At 61.1% G+C, this 15,121-nt stretch carries 13 protein-coding genes; 4 read left to right on the forward strand and 9 right to left on the reverse strand.

The genetic code is table 11. From position 1 onward, the window contains the following. Both V8J85_RS06075 and V8J85_RS06080 read left to right on the forward strand, forming a co-directional pair. The gene (locus V8J85_RS06075) at positions 1-555 is read left to right on the forward strand and encodes a PqiC family protein (RefSeq protein WP_339952783.1); all 555 of its coding nucleotides are present in this window, start codon (positions 1-3) and stop codon (positions 553-555) included. 5 nt (positions 556-560) lie between these two features. Continuing rightward, complete coding sequence (locus tag V8J85_RS06080; RefSeq protein ID WP_339952784.1) at positions 561-1,535, forward strand: membrane dipeptidase; 975 nt, start codon at positions 561-563, stop codon at positions 1,533-1,535. Here the strand turns inward: V8J85_RS06080 and V8J85_RS06085 are convergent. From V8J85_RS06085 to xylF, 8 genes are all read right to left on the reverse strand, one after another. Then, on the reverse strand, positions 1,519-2,721 hold the full coding sequence (locus V8J85_RS06085; RefSeq protein WP_445285874.1) for a glycerate kinase type-2 family protein: 1,203 nt from the start codon (positions 2,719-2,721) through the stop codon (positions 1,519-1,521). The genes V8J85_RS06080 and V8J85_RS06085 overlap by 17 nt on opposite strands. 8 nt (positions 2,722-2,729) lie before the next feature. Beyond that, positions 2,730-3,935 carry a hypothetical protein gene (locus V8J85_RS06090; RefSeq protein WP_339952786.1) on the reverse strand — a complete coding sequence of 402 codons (1,206 nt, stop codon included), beginning with the start codon at positions 3,933-3,935 and terminating at the stop codon, positions 2,730-2,732. Then, on the reverse strand, positions 3,932-4,882 hold the full coding sequence (locus V8J85_RS06095) for a hypothetical protein (RefSeq protein WP_339952787.1): 951 nt from the start codon (positions 4,880-4,882) through the stop codon (positions 3,932-3,934). The genes V8J85_RS06090 and V8J85_RS06095 overlap by 4 nt, the downstream gene beginning before the upstream one ends. A 49-nt stretch (positions 4,883-4,931) precedes the next feature. Continuing rightward, positions 4,932-6,236: a xylose isomerase gene (xylA, locus tag V8J85_RS06100; protein WP_339952788.1), complete on the reverse strand. Its 1,305-nt coding sequence runs from the start codon at positions 6,234-6,236 to the stop codon at positions 4,932-4,934. Continuing rightward, positions 6,233-7,672 (reverse strand): xylulokinase, encoded by a 1,440-nt coding sequence (gene xylB, locus V8J85_RS06105; protein WP_339952789.1) that lies wholly within the window; start codon positions 7,670-7,672, stop codon positions 6,233-6,235. The genes xylA and xylB overlap by 4 nt, the downstream gene beginning before the upstream one ends. Further along, positions 7,672-8,421 carry an ATP-binding cassette domain-containing protein gene (locus V8J85_RS06110; protein WP_339952790.1) on the reverse strand — a complete coding sequence of 250 codons (750 nt, stop codon included), beginning with the start codon at positions 8,419-8,421 and terminating at the stop codon, positions 7,672-7,674. The genes xylB and V8J85_RS06110 overlap by 1 nt, the downstream gene beginning before the upstream one ends. After that, positions 8,418-9,710 (reverse strand): sugar ABC transporter permease, encoded by a 1,293-nt coding sequence (locus tag V8J85_RS06115; RefSeq protein ID WP_339952791.1) that lies wholly within the window; start codon positions 9,708-9,710, stop codon positions 8,418-8,420. The genes V8J85_RS06110 and V8J85_RS06115 overlap by 4 nt, the downstream gene beginning before the upstream one ends. A gap of 117 nt (positions 9,711-9,827) precedes the next feature. Next, entirely contained in the window at positions 9,828-10,868 is a 1,041-nt protein-coding gene (gene xylF / locus V8J85_RS06120; RefSeq protein ID WP_339952792.1) for a D-xylose ABC transporter substrate-binding protein, read from the reverse strand. Positions 10,869-11,076: 208 nt separating this feature from the next. Between xylF and V8J85_RS06125 the strand changes: the two genes are divergently transcribed. Both V8J85_RS06125 and V8J85_RS06130 read left to right on the forward strand, forming a co-directional pair. Next, positions 11,077-12,336, forward strand: coding sequence for an ROK family protein (locus tag V8J85_RS06125; protein ID WP_339952793.1), 1,260 nt, complete (start codon positions 11,077-11,079; stop codon positions 12,334-12,336). Next, entirely contained in the window at positions 12,333-13,772 is a 1,440-nt protein-coding gene (locus V8J85_RS06130; RefSeq protein WP_339952794.1) for a CRTAC1 family protein, read from the forward strand. The genes V8J85_RS06125 and V8J85_RS06130 overlap by 4 nt, the downstream gene beginning before the upstream one ends. Here V8J85_RS06130 and V8J85_RS06135 read toward each other — a convergent pair. Further along, complete coding sequence (locus V8J85_RS06135) at positions 13,753-15,063, reverse strand: cytochrome-c peroxidase (RefSeq protein WP_339952795.1); 1,311 nt, start codon at positions 15,061-15,063, stop codon at positions 13,753-13,755. The genes V8J85_RS06130 and V8J85_RS06135 overlap by 20 nt on opposite strands. Positions 15,064-15,121: the final 58 nt, after the last annotated feature.

Below are 15,121 nucleotides of genomic sequence, written 5' to 3' on the forward strand. Positions count from 1 at the left end.
ATGCGCCTTCTTATGATCACTGCCCTTGCCGGACTCGCCGCCTGCTCAGCGCCCTTGGAACGACTGGCCATGGCACAGCTGCAATCCGACCTCGAACTGCGCCCACTTGTCAGCAGCGTCATCGTGCGCACGGTCGTGTTGCCGACCTACGCGGCGGTGGAAGAGATCGCATTTGAAACCGAAACCGGCCTGATCGCCAGCAGCGAAGACATTCTGTGGGCCGACGATCCGCAGCGCGCCGTCACCGTCGCGCTCAGCCGAAACCTCGCCGATATCCTCAACACCGATGTGGGCCCCGATCCATGGCCCTTCGTCGGGCTGCCTGACGTGGCGGTCGACGTGCGCGTCGAACGGATGCTTGCGGGGGCCGACGGGATATTTCGCCTGACCGGGCAGTTCTATGTAGGCGGTGACGGGATCGATTTCCGGAACAGGTCGCAGGCGTTTTCGGTCGAGGCGCCGATGAACGCAGCGGGCCTTGGCGGTATCGCCACCGCACAGGCGCAGGCCCTGCTGACCTTGTCGGAACAGATCGCCCGCACGCTGGGGCGCTGACCCCCATGCGCATCGACAACCTGCAATATGCCAACTGGTCCGAAAAAGTCTTTCGCCAGATGCGCGAGGGTCAGGTGGATGCGGTTCACGTCACCATCGCGTATTACGAAACATTTCAGGAAACGGTCCGGAACATCGCCGCATGGAACCGGCATTTCGCCGCCTTCCCCGATCTGATCATGCAGGCGTACACTGCCAGTGACATCGACCACGCCAAGGCGACGAACCGCACCGCCATCATCTTTGGCGCGCAAAACCCCAGCCCGATCGAGGATGATATCGACCTTGTTGAAATCCTGCACCGGCTTGGCCTGCGGTTCATGCAGCTGAGCTATAACAACCAATCCCTGCTGGCGACCGGCTGCTACGAAGATGACGACCCCGGCATCACCCGTATGGGCAAAGAGATCATCGCCGAAATGAACCGTGTCGGCATGGTCATCGACATGAGCCACAGCGCTGATCGGTCCACCATCGAGGCCGCTGAGCTGTCCACCCGGCCCATCGCGATCACCCACGCCAATCCCGATGCGTGGCACCCCGCACGGCGGAACAAGCGGGACGAAGTGATCAGGGCCGTGACCGAGGGCGGCGGCATGCTGGGATTTTCCCTTTATCCGCACCATCTGAAAAACGGCCCTGACTGCACGCTGCAGGACTTCTGCGAGATGATCGCGCGAACGGCGGACCGTTTCGGCACGCAACATCTCGGCCTCGGCACCGATCTGTGCCAGGACCAGCCCGACAGCGTGGTCACCTGGATGCGCAACGGGCGCTGGACCAAGACCACCGATTACGGCGAAGGCGATGCGACGAACCCCGGTTTCCCACCCATGCCGTCCTGGTTCCGCGACAATCGCGATTTCGACAATATCGCGGGTGGGCTTGCCGCGACGGGCATGACCACCGAAGAGGTCGCGGGGATCATGGGCGGCAACTGGTACAGTTTCTACACCGACAACTTTACGCCTGCCGGATAAGCACCCCCAGATCGGCCACATTCGTGCCTGTCGCGCCTGTGATCAACAAGTCACTCGCCAGCCGCAGCGCCTCGTAACTGTCGTTGTTGGCCAGCAGAGCATCTACATCACCACCCGCCGCCGCGATCCGGTCAAGGGTCCGATGATCAACCAATCCACCGGCCGCATCGGTCGGACCGTCGCGACCATCGGTGCCGCCCTGCAGGCAGGTCCAATCCGTCCAACCGCGCAGGCGGGCCTCGATCGCGATGCGCAGGGCCATCTCCTGATTGCGCCCGCCCCTGCCGTCACCACGTAAGGTCACGGTCGTCTCGCCGCCCCACAGCGTCACACCCGTCTGGGCTTGATCGCAGATAAGACGGGCGGCATGGGCGACGTCCCCTTCGACCGGCGTTTCAACGACCCGCGCGATCGGCACACACGCATGCATGGCGGCGACACTCTGCGCGTTGGACCCGATCAGCCGATTGTCCGCAGCTTGCAGATCTGGCGGTGCGCCAACTGCCATAAGGTGATCGCGCACCGGCTGGGATACCCGATCCCACAGACCCGCCTGATGCAACAGCGCCATCGCATCCGCCGCACTCCCCAACGGCGCGACCGTGGGCCCACTCGCGATCGCCGACAGATCATCGCCAATGACATCCGACAGGATCAAAGCGGTCACCGGATGTGGTGCCGCGTGGCGCAGAAACCCACCGCCCTTCAGGTCTGAAAGCTGCTGCCGGATCAGGTTCATCTTATCGATCGGCAGACCCGATGCCAGCAGCAGATTATTCACCCCCGCCTTGTCCGCCAGCGTCAACGCGCCCGCGGGCGCCGGCAACAGGGCCGAACCACCCCCCGAAATCAGCGCCAGGACCGGGCCGTCCGCGGCGCGCAACGCTGCAATAACCGCACGCCCCGCCACCGCACCATTCTCGTCCGGGACCGGATGACCCGCCGCAAAGACCTGCGCACCCTCCAAGTCCTGTGCATTCTCATAATTCGTCACGACCAGGGTGCTACAGTCCCGGAAGCGCTCCAAAGCCGCCTGCGCCATCAAACGCGCGGCCTTCCCCACAGCCACGATCAAAGAAGGCTCTGATACCCCGTTCAAATGCATACCGACGGCGGCATGGGGGTCGGCCGCGGCCACACCGGCATCGAAAATACGGCGGACATCGTCGCGTTCACTCATGATCATTCTTCCCGTTACAAAGGCGGCTGCGCCTGGCCCGAAATCAGTGCCGCCATCCGTTGAACGACCTCCAATTCCAATTCGGTATTTGGCGAAGTGTTCAACGACGGCATCGACAACGCAACCAGAATACGCGGCGCATCCGCAACCCGCATGATATGCGTGGCCCGGTAGCGGTCGAACAGATAGGTGATATGTTCCTCCGCCGTGGCCCCCAAAGCCGGTGGCGCGGCCTTGCGCAAGACGGGCGCTGCCGCGAAAATCCGATCGATCACCTCTGCATCCAGATCGCTCAGGTTCTCGTCACGCAGGATCACCGCGCCCTCGACCAGCGGATGGGCCCGCAGATCACGCAGGAAACCCACCGGTTCGTCCACGCGCGCCGTCGCCATGTGGCGCAGCAGCCCGATCCGTTGCGCCTCGTTCTGCAGGTTGCGCGCATCCGAAACCGCCGCAGCCAAAAACAACGTCGACATGATCAGTGCGATGATGACCAGCACACCATCCCGATCCACCGCCACCAGAACGCCGATCAACCCACCCAACACCACCGAAGCCAGTATCGTCATCCCCATCTGTAACAACGTCATCCCGTGTCCCGCATGGGCGCGCGACAACCCGATCGCCAGCCAGCACAGGATCAGCACACCAAGGGCCGAAAACTGGATTGGCAGCCCCCAATAGATCAACAGAAAATCGCCGGCCCCCAGCGGAATGAACACCAAAAGCGAAAACCCCAGCCGCGCGACGGTGACGTTTTCACCCGCCGATAGCGACGCCCGATCACGGGTCACGATCAACCATCCGGCCAGGCAAAAGCCGACCATTTGAAAGGCCAGCAGCCCTATCAATCGGGGCGGATCAACGCTGTCGGAATACCAGAATGCCGTGATCACGAACAATGCGGTTCCCCCGGCGACGAAGGTCTTGATCCAGAACGGCGCATGCCGTCGCAATAACCCCTCGGTCAGCAAAAGAACGGCCAACGGGATCAGTCCCGCGGCCATCAGTTCGACGATACGAAACAGCTCTGCCCCGGTGCCCGCCTGTAACAACCGGCCAACGAACAAGGCAATCGTGACCCGAACGCCGAACAGAAACCGGCGATTGATCGGGTCCCACCCATCCTGACTGACCAACACCCAACGCAACGTCAAAAGACCAAAGACGGCCGCAAGCGACAGATAGATTTCAGCCAGCATCGGCGCGGCGGCGATCACCGGATGTCATCTTTCGCGGGTCGCAACGTGCCCCATTGCGTTGCACTATCCGCCCAATACGTGACCGGCAGCACGATCCGTCGCAACGCGACCAACCCGCCCGTGACAAGCAGACCCAGCACCGCCGATTTTGGTACTTCGCGCGCAAGATAGGTGCGCATCGCCGCCAGATCCATCTGCCCCAGCTGCAGCACATCGTCGCCGCGGTCGTAATCCAACTCCTCCTCGCAAAAGGCCTGATAGCGCATATCGCGATGCTTCGGTGCCTCTTCGAACGTCTTTTTCAGATCATCCGACCCGCCCGTATAGGCATCGGTGATGACAAAGCGCTCTTCCGCAAAACCCGCATCCGGACCAACCCCAAACACATCGCGATGATCCGCCATGATGTGGCGCGCCAGCAGCAGATGGGTCAACGTCCGCCGCTCATCCCCCGGCTTTGGCCAGACATGCGAAAACATCTCGGACACCATGCCCACAACGGCGGGCACCTGCGTGACGTTGGAAATCCAGATGGGGCGAAACTGACGGCGGAAAAAGATCAGAAAGCAGGTCAGACCATAGAGCACCCAAGAAAGGTTCTTCGACCGCTCATCCGGATCGACCATCACGAGGCCCAGATGCAAAACCTCGGTGGGCTCCGGCGCCGTCTCCAACGTCATGACTGCCAGTGCATTGAAAGCGACCGGCGTCCCATCACCACGACGGACCAGCGTGATAATCACCTGTTCCATCCGCGCCTTGTCACCGGAAAACACGCCATAGGTCAGATCACCGGTCAGCGTCCGCGACGCCACCGCGCGCAGATCAGCCGAAAGCGCCGCGATCTCGGCTGATGACATCCAAAGTCCCGGCCGTTCGATGATCCGCACGACATAGTCCGACCCCGACCGCAGGGTCACATCCATGTATTTCCGACGTAACGCCTTGAAAACCGTACCGATCAACGGCCAACCTCACTCTGCCCGTGGGCAGGTTAGGCAGGCCGGGGCAAAGTCACAAGTAGCGGTTGACGAGGTTCTCCAGCCGCTCCTGACGGCCCGATCGTGGCTGCGGGTCAAGATTATCCCGCACAACGCACTCATAGCATTGTTCCAAATTGGCTTGCGTCAGCAGCCCTTGTGCATCCGGCGTGTCCCATCCCGCATAACGCGCGTCACGCGCAGCCTCCAGCTTACCATCCTCCAGCATCGCCGCCGCTGCCTTCAGCCCAGCTGCACAGGCATCCATCCCGCCAACATGCGCAAGGATCAAATCCTCAGCATCCAGTGACTGGCGGCGCAGCTTTGCATCGAAATTCGTACCCCCGGTGGTGAACCCACCCGCACGCAGCACCTCGTAATAAGCCAGCGTCATCTCCGGCACATTGTTCGGAAACTGATCCGTATCCCAGCCCGACTGGTAGTCGTTCCGGTTCATATCGATCGACCCAAAGATGCCGAGTTCCCGCGCAAGCGCCAGTTCATGCTCGAACGAATGCCCCGCAAGGATCGCATGCCCTTGCTCGATATTTACCTTCACCTCACCCTCAAGACCAAAATCCTTCAGGAACCCGTAAACCGTCGCCACATCATAATCATATTGATGCTTCGTCGGCTCTTGCGGCTTCGGCTCGATCAGGATCGCGCCTTTGAACCCCATCTTGTGCTTGTAATCGACGACCATCTGCAGCATGCGACCCGCCTGCTGACGTTCGCGCCCCATATCGGTGTTCAGCAAGGTCTCGTATCCCTCGCGCCCACCCCACAGGACGTAGTTTTCACCGCCGAGCTTGATCGTGGCATCCATGCAGGTCTTGATCGTGGCCGCCGCGTAGGCAAACACATCCGGGTCCGGGTTCGTCGCCGCACCGGACATGTACCGCCTGTGCGAGAACAGATTGGCCGTCCCCCAGAGCAGCTTGACACCCGTCTGATCCATCTTTTCCGCAAAGATATCAACGATCTGCTCAAGGTTCTTCGTGCTTTCTGCGAAGGATTCGCCTTCGGGCCGCACATCCGCATCGTGAAAACAGAAATACGGCACGCCCAAGATCTGAAACATCTCAAACGCCACATCCGCCTTCATCCTAGCGGCATCCATCGTGTCGGCAAACCAAGGGCGCTCGAACGTCTGCCCGCCAAACGGATCACCCCCCGGCCATGCGAAGGAATGCCAATAGGCGGCGGCAAAGCGCAGATGGTCTTTCATCGGCTTGCCCATGACCATCTCGTCGGGGTTGTAGTGGCGGAACGCGAAATCATTGTCGCTCTCCGGCCCCTCGTAAGTGATGGCGGGGATCCCCTTGAAAAAATCGGTCATGTCAGTCCTTTCAAAGCATCATAACTGGCGCGATAGCGGGCATGCGCCTCGGCAAATGCGCGGGTCAACGTCGTGTCGGGTTCAATCGTCCGGGCTATGTCGGGCGCGGTCGCAATCTCGACGCTCGCCCCGGTCGCGGCCATCATGCCAAGTCGTGCGGCACCAAACGCGCCGCCGAAATCCCCGGAAACCGGCAATTCAATCGGCATATCCAGCGAGGTCGCAATCGCCTTGACCCAATAGTCGGATTTCGAGCCACCACCGACCCCAATCAACCGGTTGATCTGCGTCCCCGTGGCCGACAGGGCGTCAAAGCTATCCCGGAACGCATGGGTCACGCCTTCCAGAACCGCGCGCGTCATCGCCGCCGTGTCCGTCGCATGCTCCACATGCAGAAACGCGCCCCGGATATCCGCATCATTATGCGGCGTCCGCTCACCACCCAGATAAGGCAGAAACAGTGTCCGCGACGGCGCCTGCAGCGGCCCGAGCCCACCAGTCAGATCAGCCGCAGGCTGCCCCGACACCTTGGCAAACCAATTCAACGCATCAGCCGCAGCGAGGATCACCCCCATCTGATGCCATGTCCCCGGCAAGGCGTGGCAAAAGGTATGCACCGCTGTCGCCGCATCCGGTTGATATGCATCCGAGGCAGCGAACAGCACCCCCGACGTCCCCAGCGACACAAATGCCTCACCAGCCTTCACAACGCCCACACCAACGGCACTCGCCGCATTGTCACCGCCGCCACCGGCCACGACGACACCCTTAGGCAGCCCCCACCGGCGCGCCAAGTCATCACGCATCTGCCCCGAAACCGCAGAGCCCTCAACCAACCGCGGCATCTGCCCCCGTGACATCCCCGTCGCCGCCAGCAGATCATCCGACCAGTCCCGCGCGCCGACATCCAGCCACGACGTCCCGGCGGCATCCGACATCTCGGCCACAGCCTCACCCGTCAGCCAAAGCCGCAGGTAATCCTTCGGCAGCAAAACGCGCGCCACCTTGGCAAACACCTCGGGCTCATGCCGGGCCACCCAAACCAGCTTGGGCGCGGTGAAGCCAGGAAAGACGATATTCCCCGTCACATCCCGAAACCGCGGATCGGCATCCATCTCCGCCGCCTCGACCGAGGCCCGCGTGTCATTCCACAAGATACAAGGCCGCAGCACCTCATCCGCCGCATCCAACAACGTCGCCCCATGCATCTGCCCCGACAACCCAATGCCACGCACCGCATCCAACGCATGCTGCGCCGCCAGTCCACGCATCGCGGTATCCGCCGCTTCCAGCCAATCCGCCGGGCGCTGCTCCGACCAACCCGATTGCGGACGTTGCACCTTCAAAGGCGCAACAGCTTCCGCTAGCACGGTCTGCGCATCATCAATCAAAACCGCCTTGAGACCCGACGTCCCAAGATCAAGACCGATATACATCAGGCTGCTTTCTTTGGATTTTTTCCAAGGATGATCATCGACAGGATATCATCCTCCGTGACATCCTCGACCCGCTCGGTCCCCACGACACGACCGTTCTTCATGACCGACACACGGTCACACAACTCCATCATCTCGCGCGTATCGTGCGAAATCAGGAAAATCCCCAGCCCCTGCGCCTTCAACTCCTGGATCAGGTCCGCGACCATCTTCGTTTCATGCACACCCAAGGCTGCGGTCGGTTCATCCATGATCAGGATCTTCGCCTTGAAATACACGGCCCGCGCAATCGCCACCGACTGCCGCTGCCCACCCGACAGACCCGACACCGGCTCGCTCAGCTTTTTGAAGTTCGGATTCAACCGCGCCATGATCTTGGCCGTCTCCGCCTCTTGCCGACCATCATCGACGAAACCCAGCGAGGTCGTTAATTCACGCCCCAGAAACAGGTTCGATGCCGCATCCAGATTATCGGCCAAGGCGAGGGTCTGATAAATCGTCTCAATATTATGGTCACGGGCATCGCGCGGCGTCTGAATATTGGCTTGCTTGCCATCAATCCAAATCTCGCCACTATCCATCTTGTAGGCGCCCGACAGGATCTTGATCAGCGTCGATTTCCCCGCCCCGTTATGGCCCAACAGGCCCACAACCTCGCCCGGATACAAATCGATGCTCACATGATCGACCGCCTTCACGCCGCCAAAAGCAATCGAAATATCTTTCATCTGTACAAGCGGTGTCATCATTTCGCTCCCGAGAATTTGCGGTACTGGATGTCGATCCACACGGCGAGCACCAGGACAAAGCCGACCACGATGTTCTGGTAAGGGGCATCCACACCCACCATCGCCATGCCCGATTGCAAGGACTGCATGATCAGCGCCCCAATAATCGCGCCGTAAATCGTGCCAATGCCGCCAGACAAAGCCGTACCACCAATCACCGCCGCCGCAATGACGCGCAATTCGTCAAGAACGCCGATATCATTGGTGTGATAGCCCAACCGGGCCGACGCCACGACCCCGCCCAAGGCGCATAAAACCCCAACAATCGCGAAAATCTTCACCGTCAGCAGCTTCGTATTGATCCCCGACAACTCCGCCGCATCCGGGTTACCGCCGGTTGCAAAGATATAGCGGCCCAACCGGGTGCGCTGCGCAATCACGGTCATGACAATCGCCACCGCAATCAGCAACAGCACCGAATATGGAATACCGTAAGCCGCGCTGCAGCCCTCGGCGATTTCACAGCCCCAGCGATCCAGATCTCGGGCAATAACGCGGGAAGGCACATCATAAGAATTCAGGATTGCGACAAAACCCAAAATCGCCGCGACCACGACGCCGATCACGGCACTTTCGGCCCACATCGGCTTGACCGCGAAACCATGGCCGATCTTGCTGCGCCGCGCCGACATAATCCCAAAGGCCGCGGCAACGGCGGCCAGCCCACCCAGCACCCAGCTCCAAAACACACCCAGCGTCCCGTTGATTCCACCGAACAGCATGTAAGTTTCATCCAGCGGGCCAATCGTCTGACCATCGGTCAGGTGCCACGCCACATTGCGCCAGATCAGCAAACCACCAAGGGTCACAATAAAGGCCGGGATCAGCTGGTAACCGATCAAGAAGCCCTGAAAACCGCCGATCAGCGCTCCGGTGACAAGACCGATCGCAATCGTGATCCACGGGATCAGCGGATGGCCGATCTCCAGCCCCAACACATTCGGCAAAAACTGCGTCTGCGTCATCGCCATCACCGCCGTGCAGGTCGCCAGCAGGGCACCCACCGACAGATCGATGTGGCGGGTGACGATCACGAACACCATCCCCGTCGCCATGATCGCGACCGAAACCGTCTGGATCGACAGGTTGAAGATATTGCGCGGCGTCAGAAACCGGCCGTCGGTCAGGACATTGAACACGACGCAAACCAAAACGAACGCCCCGATCATGCCCAAAAGCCGGGTATCGACCTCCAGCGTCGTTAGAAAGTTGCGTCGGGTCTTGGTGGGTTCTGCGGTTTGATCAGACATAGGATGCTCCATCGCGGCCCATGGGTGGGCCTGCGCATCATACAGGTATTATGAAATTCAAAGAACGGGCCGCGGCGCTGCGGCCCGTGAGGGGCGGGTTGTCCCCGCCCATCATGCTTAGTTACAAGGGGTTGGCCCGTCGGTCACACCCTGGCACAGGGATTCGACCGTGATCCAACCGGCGTCTGTCACAACGCTCAGATTGTCCGCGGTGATCGGCACAGGTGCCAGGAACATCGCGTTCAACTCCGTACCCGATGGCGATGTCCACTTCTGGCCGCCTTCGATCGCGGTGCCCTGACCCTTGGCGGCATTCATTGCCAGTTCGGCGGCGATCTCACCCGCAGCCTTACCCAGCTCACGCGCATCCTTCCAGACCGATACGGTCTGCGTACCCAGCGCGACACGGTTCAGCGCGGCATGGTCGCCATCCTGGCCCGAGACCGGAATGCCCTCCATCCCCTGCGCCGTCAGGGCCGCGACGACACCACCGGCGGTGCCGTCGTTCGACGCCACGACCGCATCCACGTTGTTGTCATTCGCGGTCAGGATCTGCTCCATATTGCGCTGCGCGTTCGCCGGCAGCCAGCCATCGGTATAGGCCTCGTCAACAATCGTGATCGCACCGCTATCCAGTGCCTCTTGCAGCACCTCCTGCTGACCACCACGCAAAAAGTCCGCGTTCGGGTCTGTGGGCGATCCCTTGATCATCACATAATTACCTTCAGGCTGCGCCTCCAACACGGCGCGGGCCTGCATGCGACCGACTTCGACGTTGTCGAAGGTCAGATAGAATGCGCGACCATCATCGATCAGGCGATCATACCCAACAACCGGAATACCTTCCGCGTCAGCAGCGTCGATTGCGGGGCCAATCGCGGCGCTGTCCTGCGCGAGAATGATCAGGGCATCGACACCCTGCGCGATCAGACTTTCGACATCCGACAACTGCTTGGCCGAGGACGATTGTGCATCGGCGGAAACGTAGGTGGCACCGGCAGCCTCAAGCGCCTCTTTGATCGCGGCTTCATCCGTCTTCCAGCGCTCTTCCTGAAAGTTCGACCAGCTCACGCCGACTGTCACACCGTGACCATCGGCAAATGCGGTTGTGTGGAAACCCGCAGCGATAATCGCCGCAGCAATAACTGACTTATGCATGTAATCCTCCCAGACGTCATGGCCCTGCATATGGGCGTGGGTCTTGTGACCCTACGTCGCTTAGGATGGCAAATTAATTTCACTTGTCAAAATAAAAATTGCCCGATTTTCGAAAAAACCGCTTTGTAAGCGCCATATTTTTCGGCAAACTACAGATCAAAGCGGTCAGCAGCCGCTTTTAGAAGGTTTATTTTTCAGGCCATAAAATATGTATGACGTGAAGACAGAGGGCGCCGCAGACCCGAACGCCGAATCGGGATGTGGACCGATTCTCGCCACATCGGGCGAGACGGCAACGCCTTTGCGCCAGCAAATCTTTGAACATGTCCGGGCCGCGGGCCGTGCCGCCCGTACCGACGTGACCCGCGCTTTGGGGATCAGCGCAGGTTCTGCGACGACACTCACCGCCGAACTGATCACCGCGGGCCTCCTGCGCGAGGTCGAAGACGCCCCCCGCGAAACCGGGCGTGGACGTCCACCCGTCGCGCTCGAGGTCGTACCAGAGTGCAAACATGTCATCGGCATCAAGCTGTCGGATGAAAAACACTCTGCCGTGCTGACCGATTTCTCAGGCCAAATGCTGGCTGATGCCACACTGCCCACGCCACCCACGCGCAAATCACTCAGCGACCTGCTCGATGAAATCGACGCGCTGATGACGCTGGTCCTGCAAGCCGCCGGGAAGACATTTAACCAGATCGATGCGGTGGGTATCGGCCTCTCCGGCATCGTTGATCACCAGACAGGCACCGTCCCATGGTCCCCCCTGCTCACCCAACGCGACAACGCCTTGCGCACCGCCTTCGAACAAAGGTTCAACGTCCCGCTGCATGTCGATAATGACGCCAACGTGCTCACTTTGGCCGAACTGTGGTTCGGCGCAGGCCGGGCGATGTCCGATTTCGCCGTCGTCACGATAGAACACGGCGTCGGCATGGGTGTCGTCCTCGACAACCGGCTGTTCCGCGGTGCCCGCGGCATGGGCCTCGAACTCGGGCATACGAAGGTACAGCTCGACGGCGCCCTCTGCCGCTGCGGCCAACGCGGCTGTCTCGAGGCCTACCTCGCCGACTACGCTCTCGCCCGCGAAGCCGCGACCGCGCTCCACCGAAATCCCCGTAACCTGCAAAGCCCCAACGCCATGCTCGACGCCCTCTTCGCGCAGGCAAAAGCCGGGAACGAGGCCGCGCGTACCATCTTCCGCCGCGCCGGGCGCTACCTCGCCGTGGGCCTCTCCAACGTCGTGCAGCTTTTCGACCCCGAACTGATCATCCTGTCCGGTGAGCGGATGCAATACGATTACCTCTACGCCGACGAAGTCATGGCCGAGATGCAGAAACTCACCCTCAGCGACGGACGCACGCCCTGCCGGGTCGAAACCCACGCCTGGGGCGATCTGGTCTGGGCACGCGGCGCCACCGCCCTCGCCCTCGCCGCCGTCACCGACGCGACGCTGGGCGGCGCATGATCCGGCTCCTCCCCCTCCTTCTCGCCACACCGACAATGGCGGACCCACAATTCGAAAATCACTCCACAGCCCTCGGAGGCCACAGCTACACTGGCGGGTGGGAGCATTTCGTCGGCGGCGGCATCGCCGTCTTCGACTGCAACGATGACACCCTGCCGGACATCTTCGCAGCTGGTGGAGAAACCCCGGCCAAGCTCTTCATCAACCAAGACAATTTCACCTTCAAAACCGGCGACATCACCGAAATCACGAATGTCACCGGCGCCTACCCGCTCGACATCAACAACGACAGCATACTCGACCTCTTCATCATGCGCGTCGGGCAAAATGAACTCCAAATGGGCCTAGGCGATTGCCGCTTTGCCCGTGGCCCAGAACTCCCCCCACGAGACGACTGGACCACGGCCTTCACCGCCTGGTGGGACCACCATGGCCTGACCATGGCCATCGGCAACTACGTCAACCGCGCCGACCCCGACGGCCCATTCGGGGCCTGCGACAACAATTATCTGATACGCGAAGACGGCATTCACCCCCTCACCCCCGGCTACTGCCCGCTCTCCATGCTCGCGGCCAATGACGCGCGCGGGCGCCCCACCCTGCGCATCTCGAACGACCGCCACTACTACGTTCGCGGCGGGCACGAACAGATGTGGGACATCACCGAACAGCGCTTCCTCGGCCCCGAGGACGGCTGGGAAAACGTCTCGCTCTGGGGCATGGGCATTGCGTCTCGAGACCTCACCGGCGATGGCAAGGACGAGGTCATGCTGACCTCCATGGGCGACCAGCTGATGCAACTCGCCAACCCCGATGGCACCTACTCAGCCGCCCCGTTCAGCATCGGCACCTATGCCCAGCGCCCCCACACGGGAGACGACGGCAGACCCTCCACCGGCTGGCACGCCGAATTCGGCGACATTGACAATGATGGTCGCCCCGACCTTTTCATCGCCAAAGGCAATGTCGACCAAATGCCCGGCCTCGCCATGCAGGACCCGAACAACCTGCTGATGCAAAACGCGGACGGCACCTTCCGCGAAACCGCCGCCACCGCCGGGATCGCAACAACCGAAAGATCACGCGGCGCAGCACTCGCCGATTTCGACAATGACGGGCGGCTCGACCTTGTGGTGATGAACCGGCGGGCACCAATGGAACTCTATCGCAACAGCACGCCCGACACGGGCAACTGGCTACGAATCAACCTCACCCATGACGGCCCCAACACCCAAGCCATCGGCGCGCAAGTCCGCGTGAACGACCAGCGTCAGCAAAAGACCGTCGGCGGCGGCCACGCGGGTGGCCAAGCACTCCCGCTCCATTTCGGCCTCGGCGACGCCTCACAAGCCGAGATCAAGGTCACCTGGCCAAACGGTGAAACGACCAGCCACAACGCCAAAGCAAATCAGACCATCACTCTGACACAACCCTAGCCACCGGCAAACCGCTCGGCACCGCATCAGGAATCCCCAGACGCCCCTCAATCGCCGCCGGATCGGTCAGCGAATCCAAAAAAGCAATCAGCGCATCAATCTCAGCATCGTCCAGAAACACCGGCTCAAACGTCACCGCTGCAGCAATCAAACCCTCCTCAGCCCGTTGATCATCCACATTCATCTCAGGCAACACCGCCTGATCCAAATCATAAGCGGCCAGCCCTAAGGCCGGGTTAAGATGCGCCATGACAAAATCCCGCAAATCCGCATGCGCCCCCGCATGGCCATACGGCCCCGTCACCGCGACATTGCGCAATGACGGCGTGCGAAACGCATACAAATCGGCTGGATCACCCGTCACCCGAAACCGCCCCTCATCCCGGGCGTGGCTTTCAAACCGGGCGGCTTTGCCCGGGCCGATCTGCGGGGCGCCCATCGCGTGAAATGTGTGATCGGTCAGAAATGGGCCACTATGGCAGCCCGAACACCCGGCCTTACCATAGAACAAAACCATCCCCGTCGCCGCAGGCTCGGGCAATGTTCGCTCACCACGCAGCACCGCATCAAAAGGCGACGTATCCGACCGCCACTCCAGTTCCATGAATGCCGCGATCGCGTTGGACACGTCGGCAAAGGTCACATCCTCTACCGCCTTGATCTGTGGATAAACCTTAACAAAGGCATCGGCATATGCCGGGATATCCGCCACCCGCCGCGCAATGATATCCCATGCCCCACCCGGGCCCGTAAGCAACCCGCGACGCACGGCCTTTGAGACATCATTCTCGCTATAATGCCCTGCCATCTCATCCGCGCTCAGCACAGGAAACATCGTCTGCGCCGCCAGCAGCGTATCGAACCCCGCCACCATATCCGCATCCAGCGGCGTGCGCAGACCGCCCGGACGATCCGGATCAACCTCGATCCGGCCATCATGAAACAACACTGTAAACTCGCGCGCACCCAAATTGAAAAGCGCCGGTGCATTGCGCGGAATGCGCTGCTCGGGCGGGTTGGCGGGGTCAACCACGCGAGCCTTGCCCAACCCGCGGCCACCATCGCCAATCCCGAGCGACAGACCGTCCCCTGTCCCGAACGTAGGATGATGACAGGTCGCACACGACACGTCGCGATTGCCCGACAGGATCGGATCATAAAACAGAAGCTGACCCAAAGCCGCCTCGGCCGGATCAACCGCGCGATAATCCGCGTCGGTCACAGCGCGCGGCAGTGGCTCGGCAAACGCCGATTGACCAACGAAAATCCCCAAACACAACCAGACCCGCACGCCCACCTCCCAAAGACATTTTAACCGTCAGCAAATCTCTTTATGCTGATCTGAACAA

The organism is Yoonia sp. 2307UL14-13 (assembly GCF_037572755.1).
In the GTDB taxonomy this organism is placed as follows: Bacteria; Pseudomonadota; Alphaproteobacteria; order Rhodobacterales; family Rhodobacteraceae; genus Yoonia.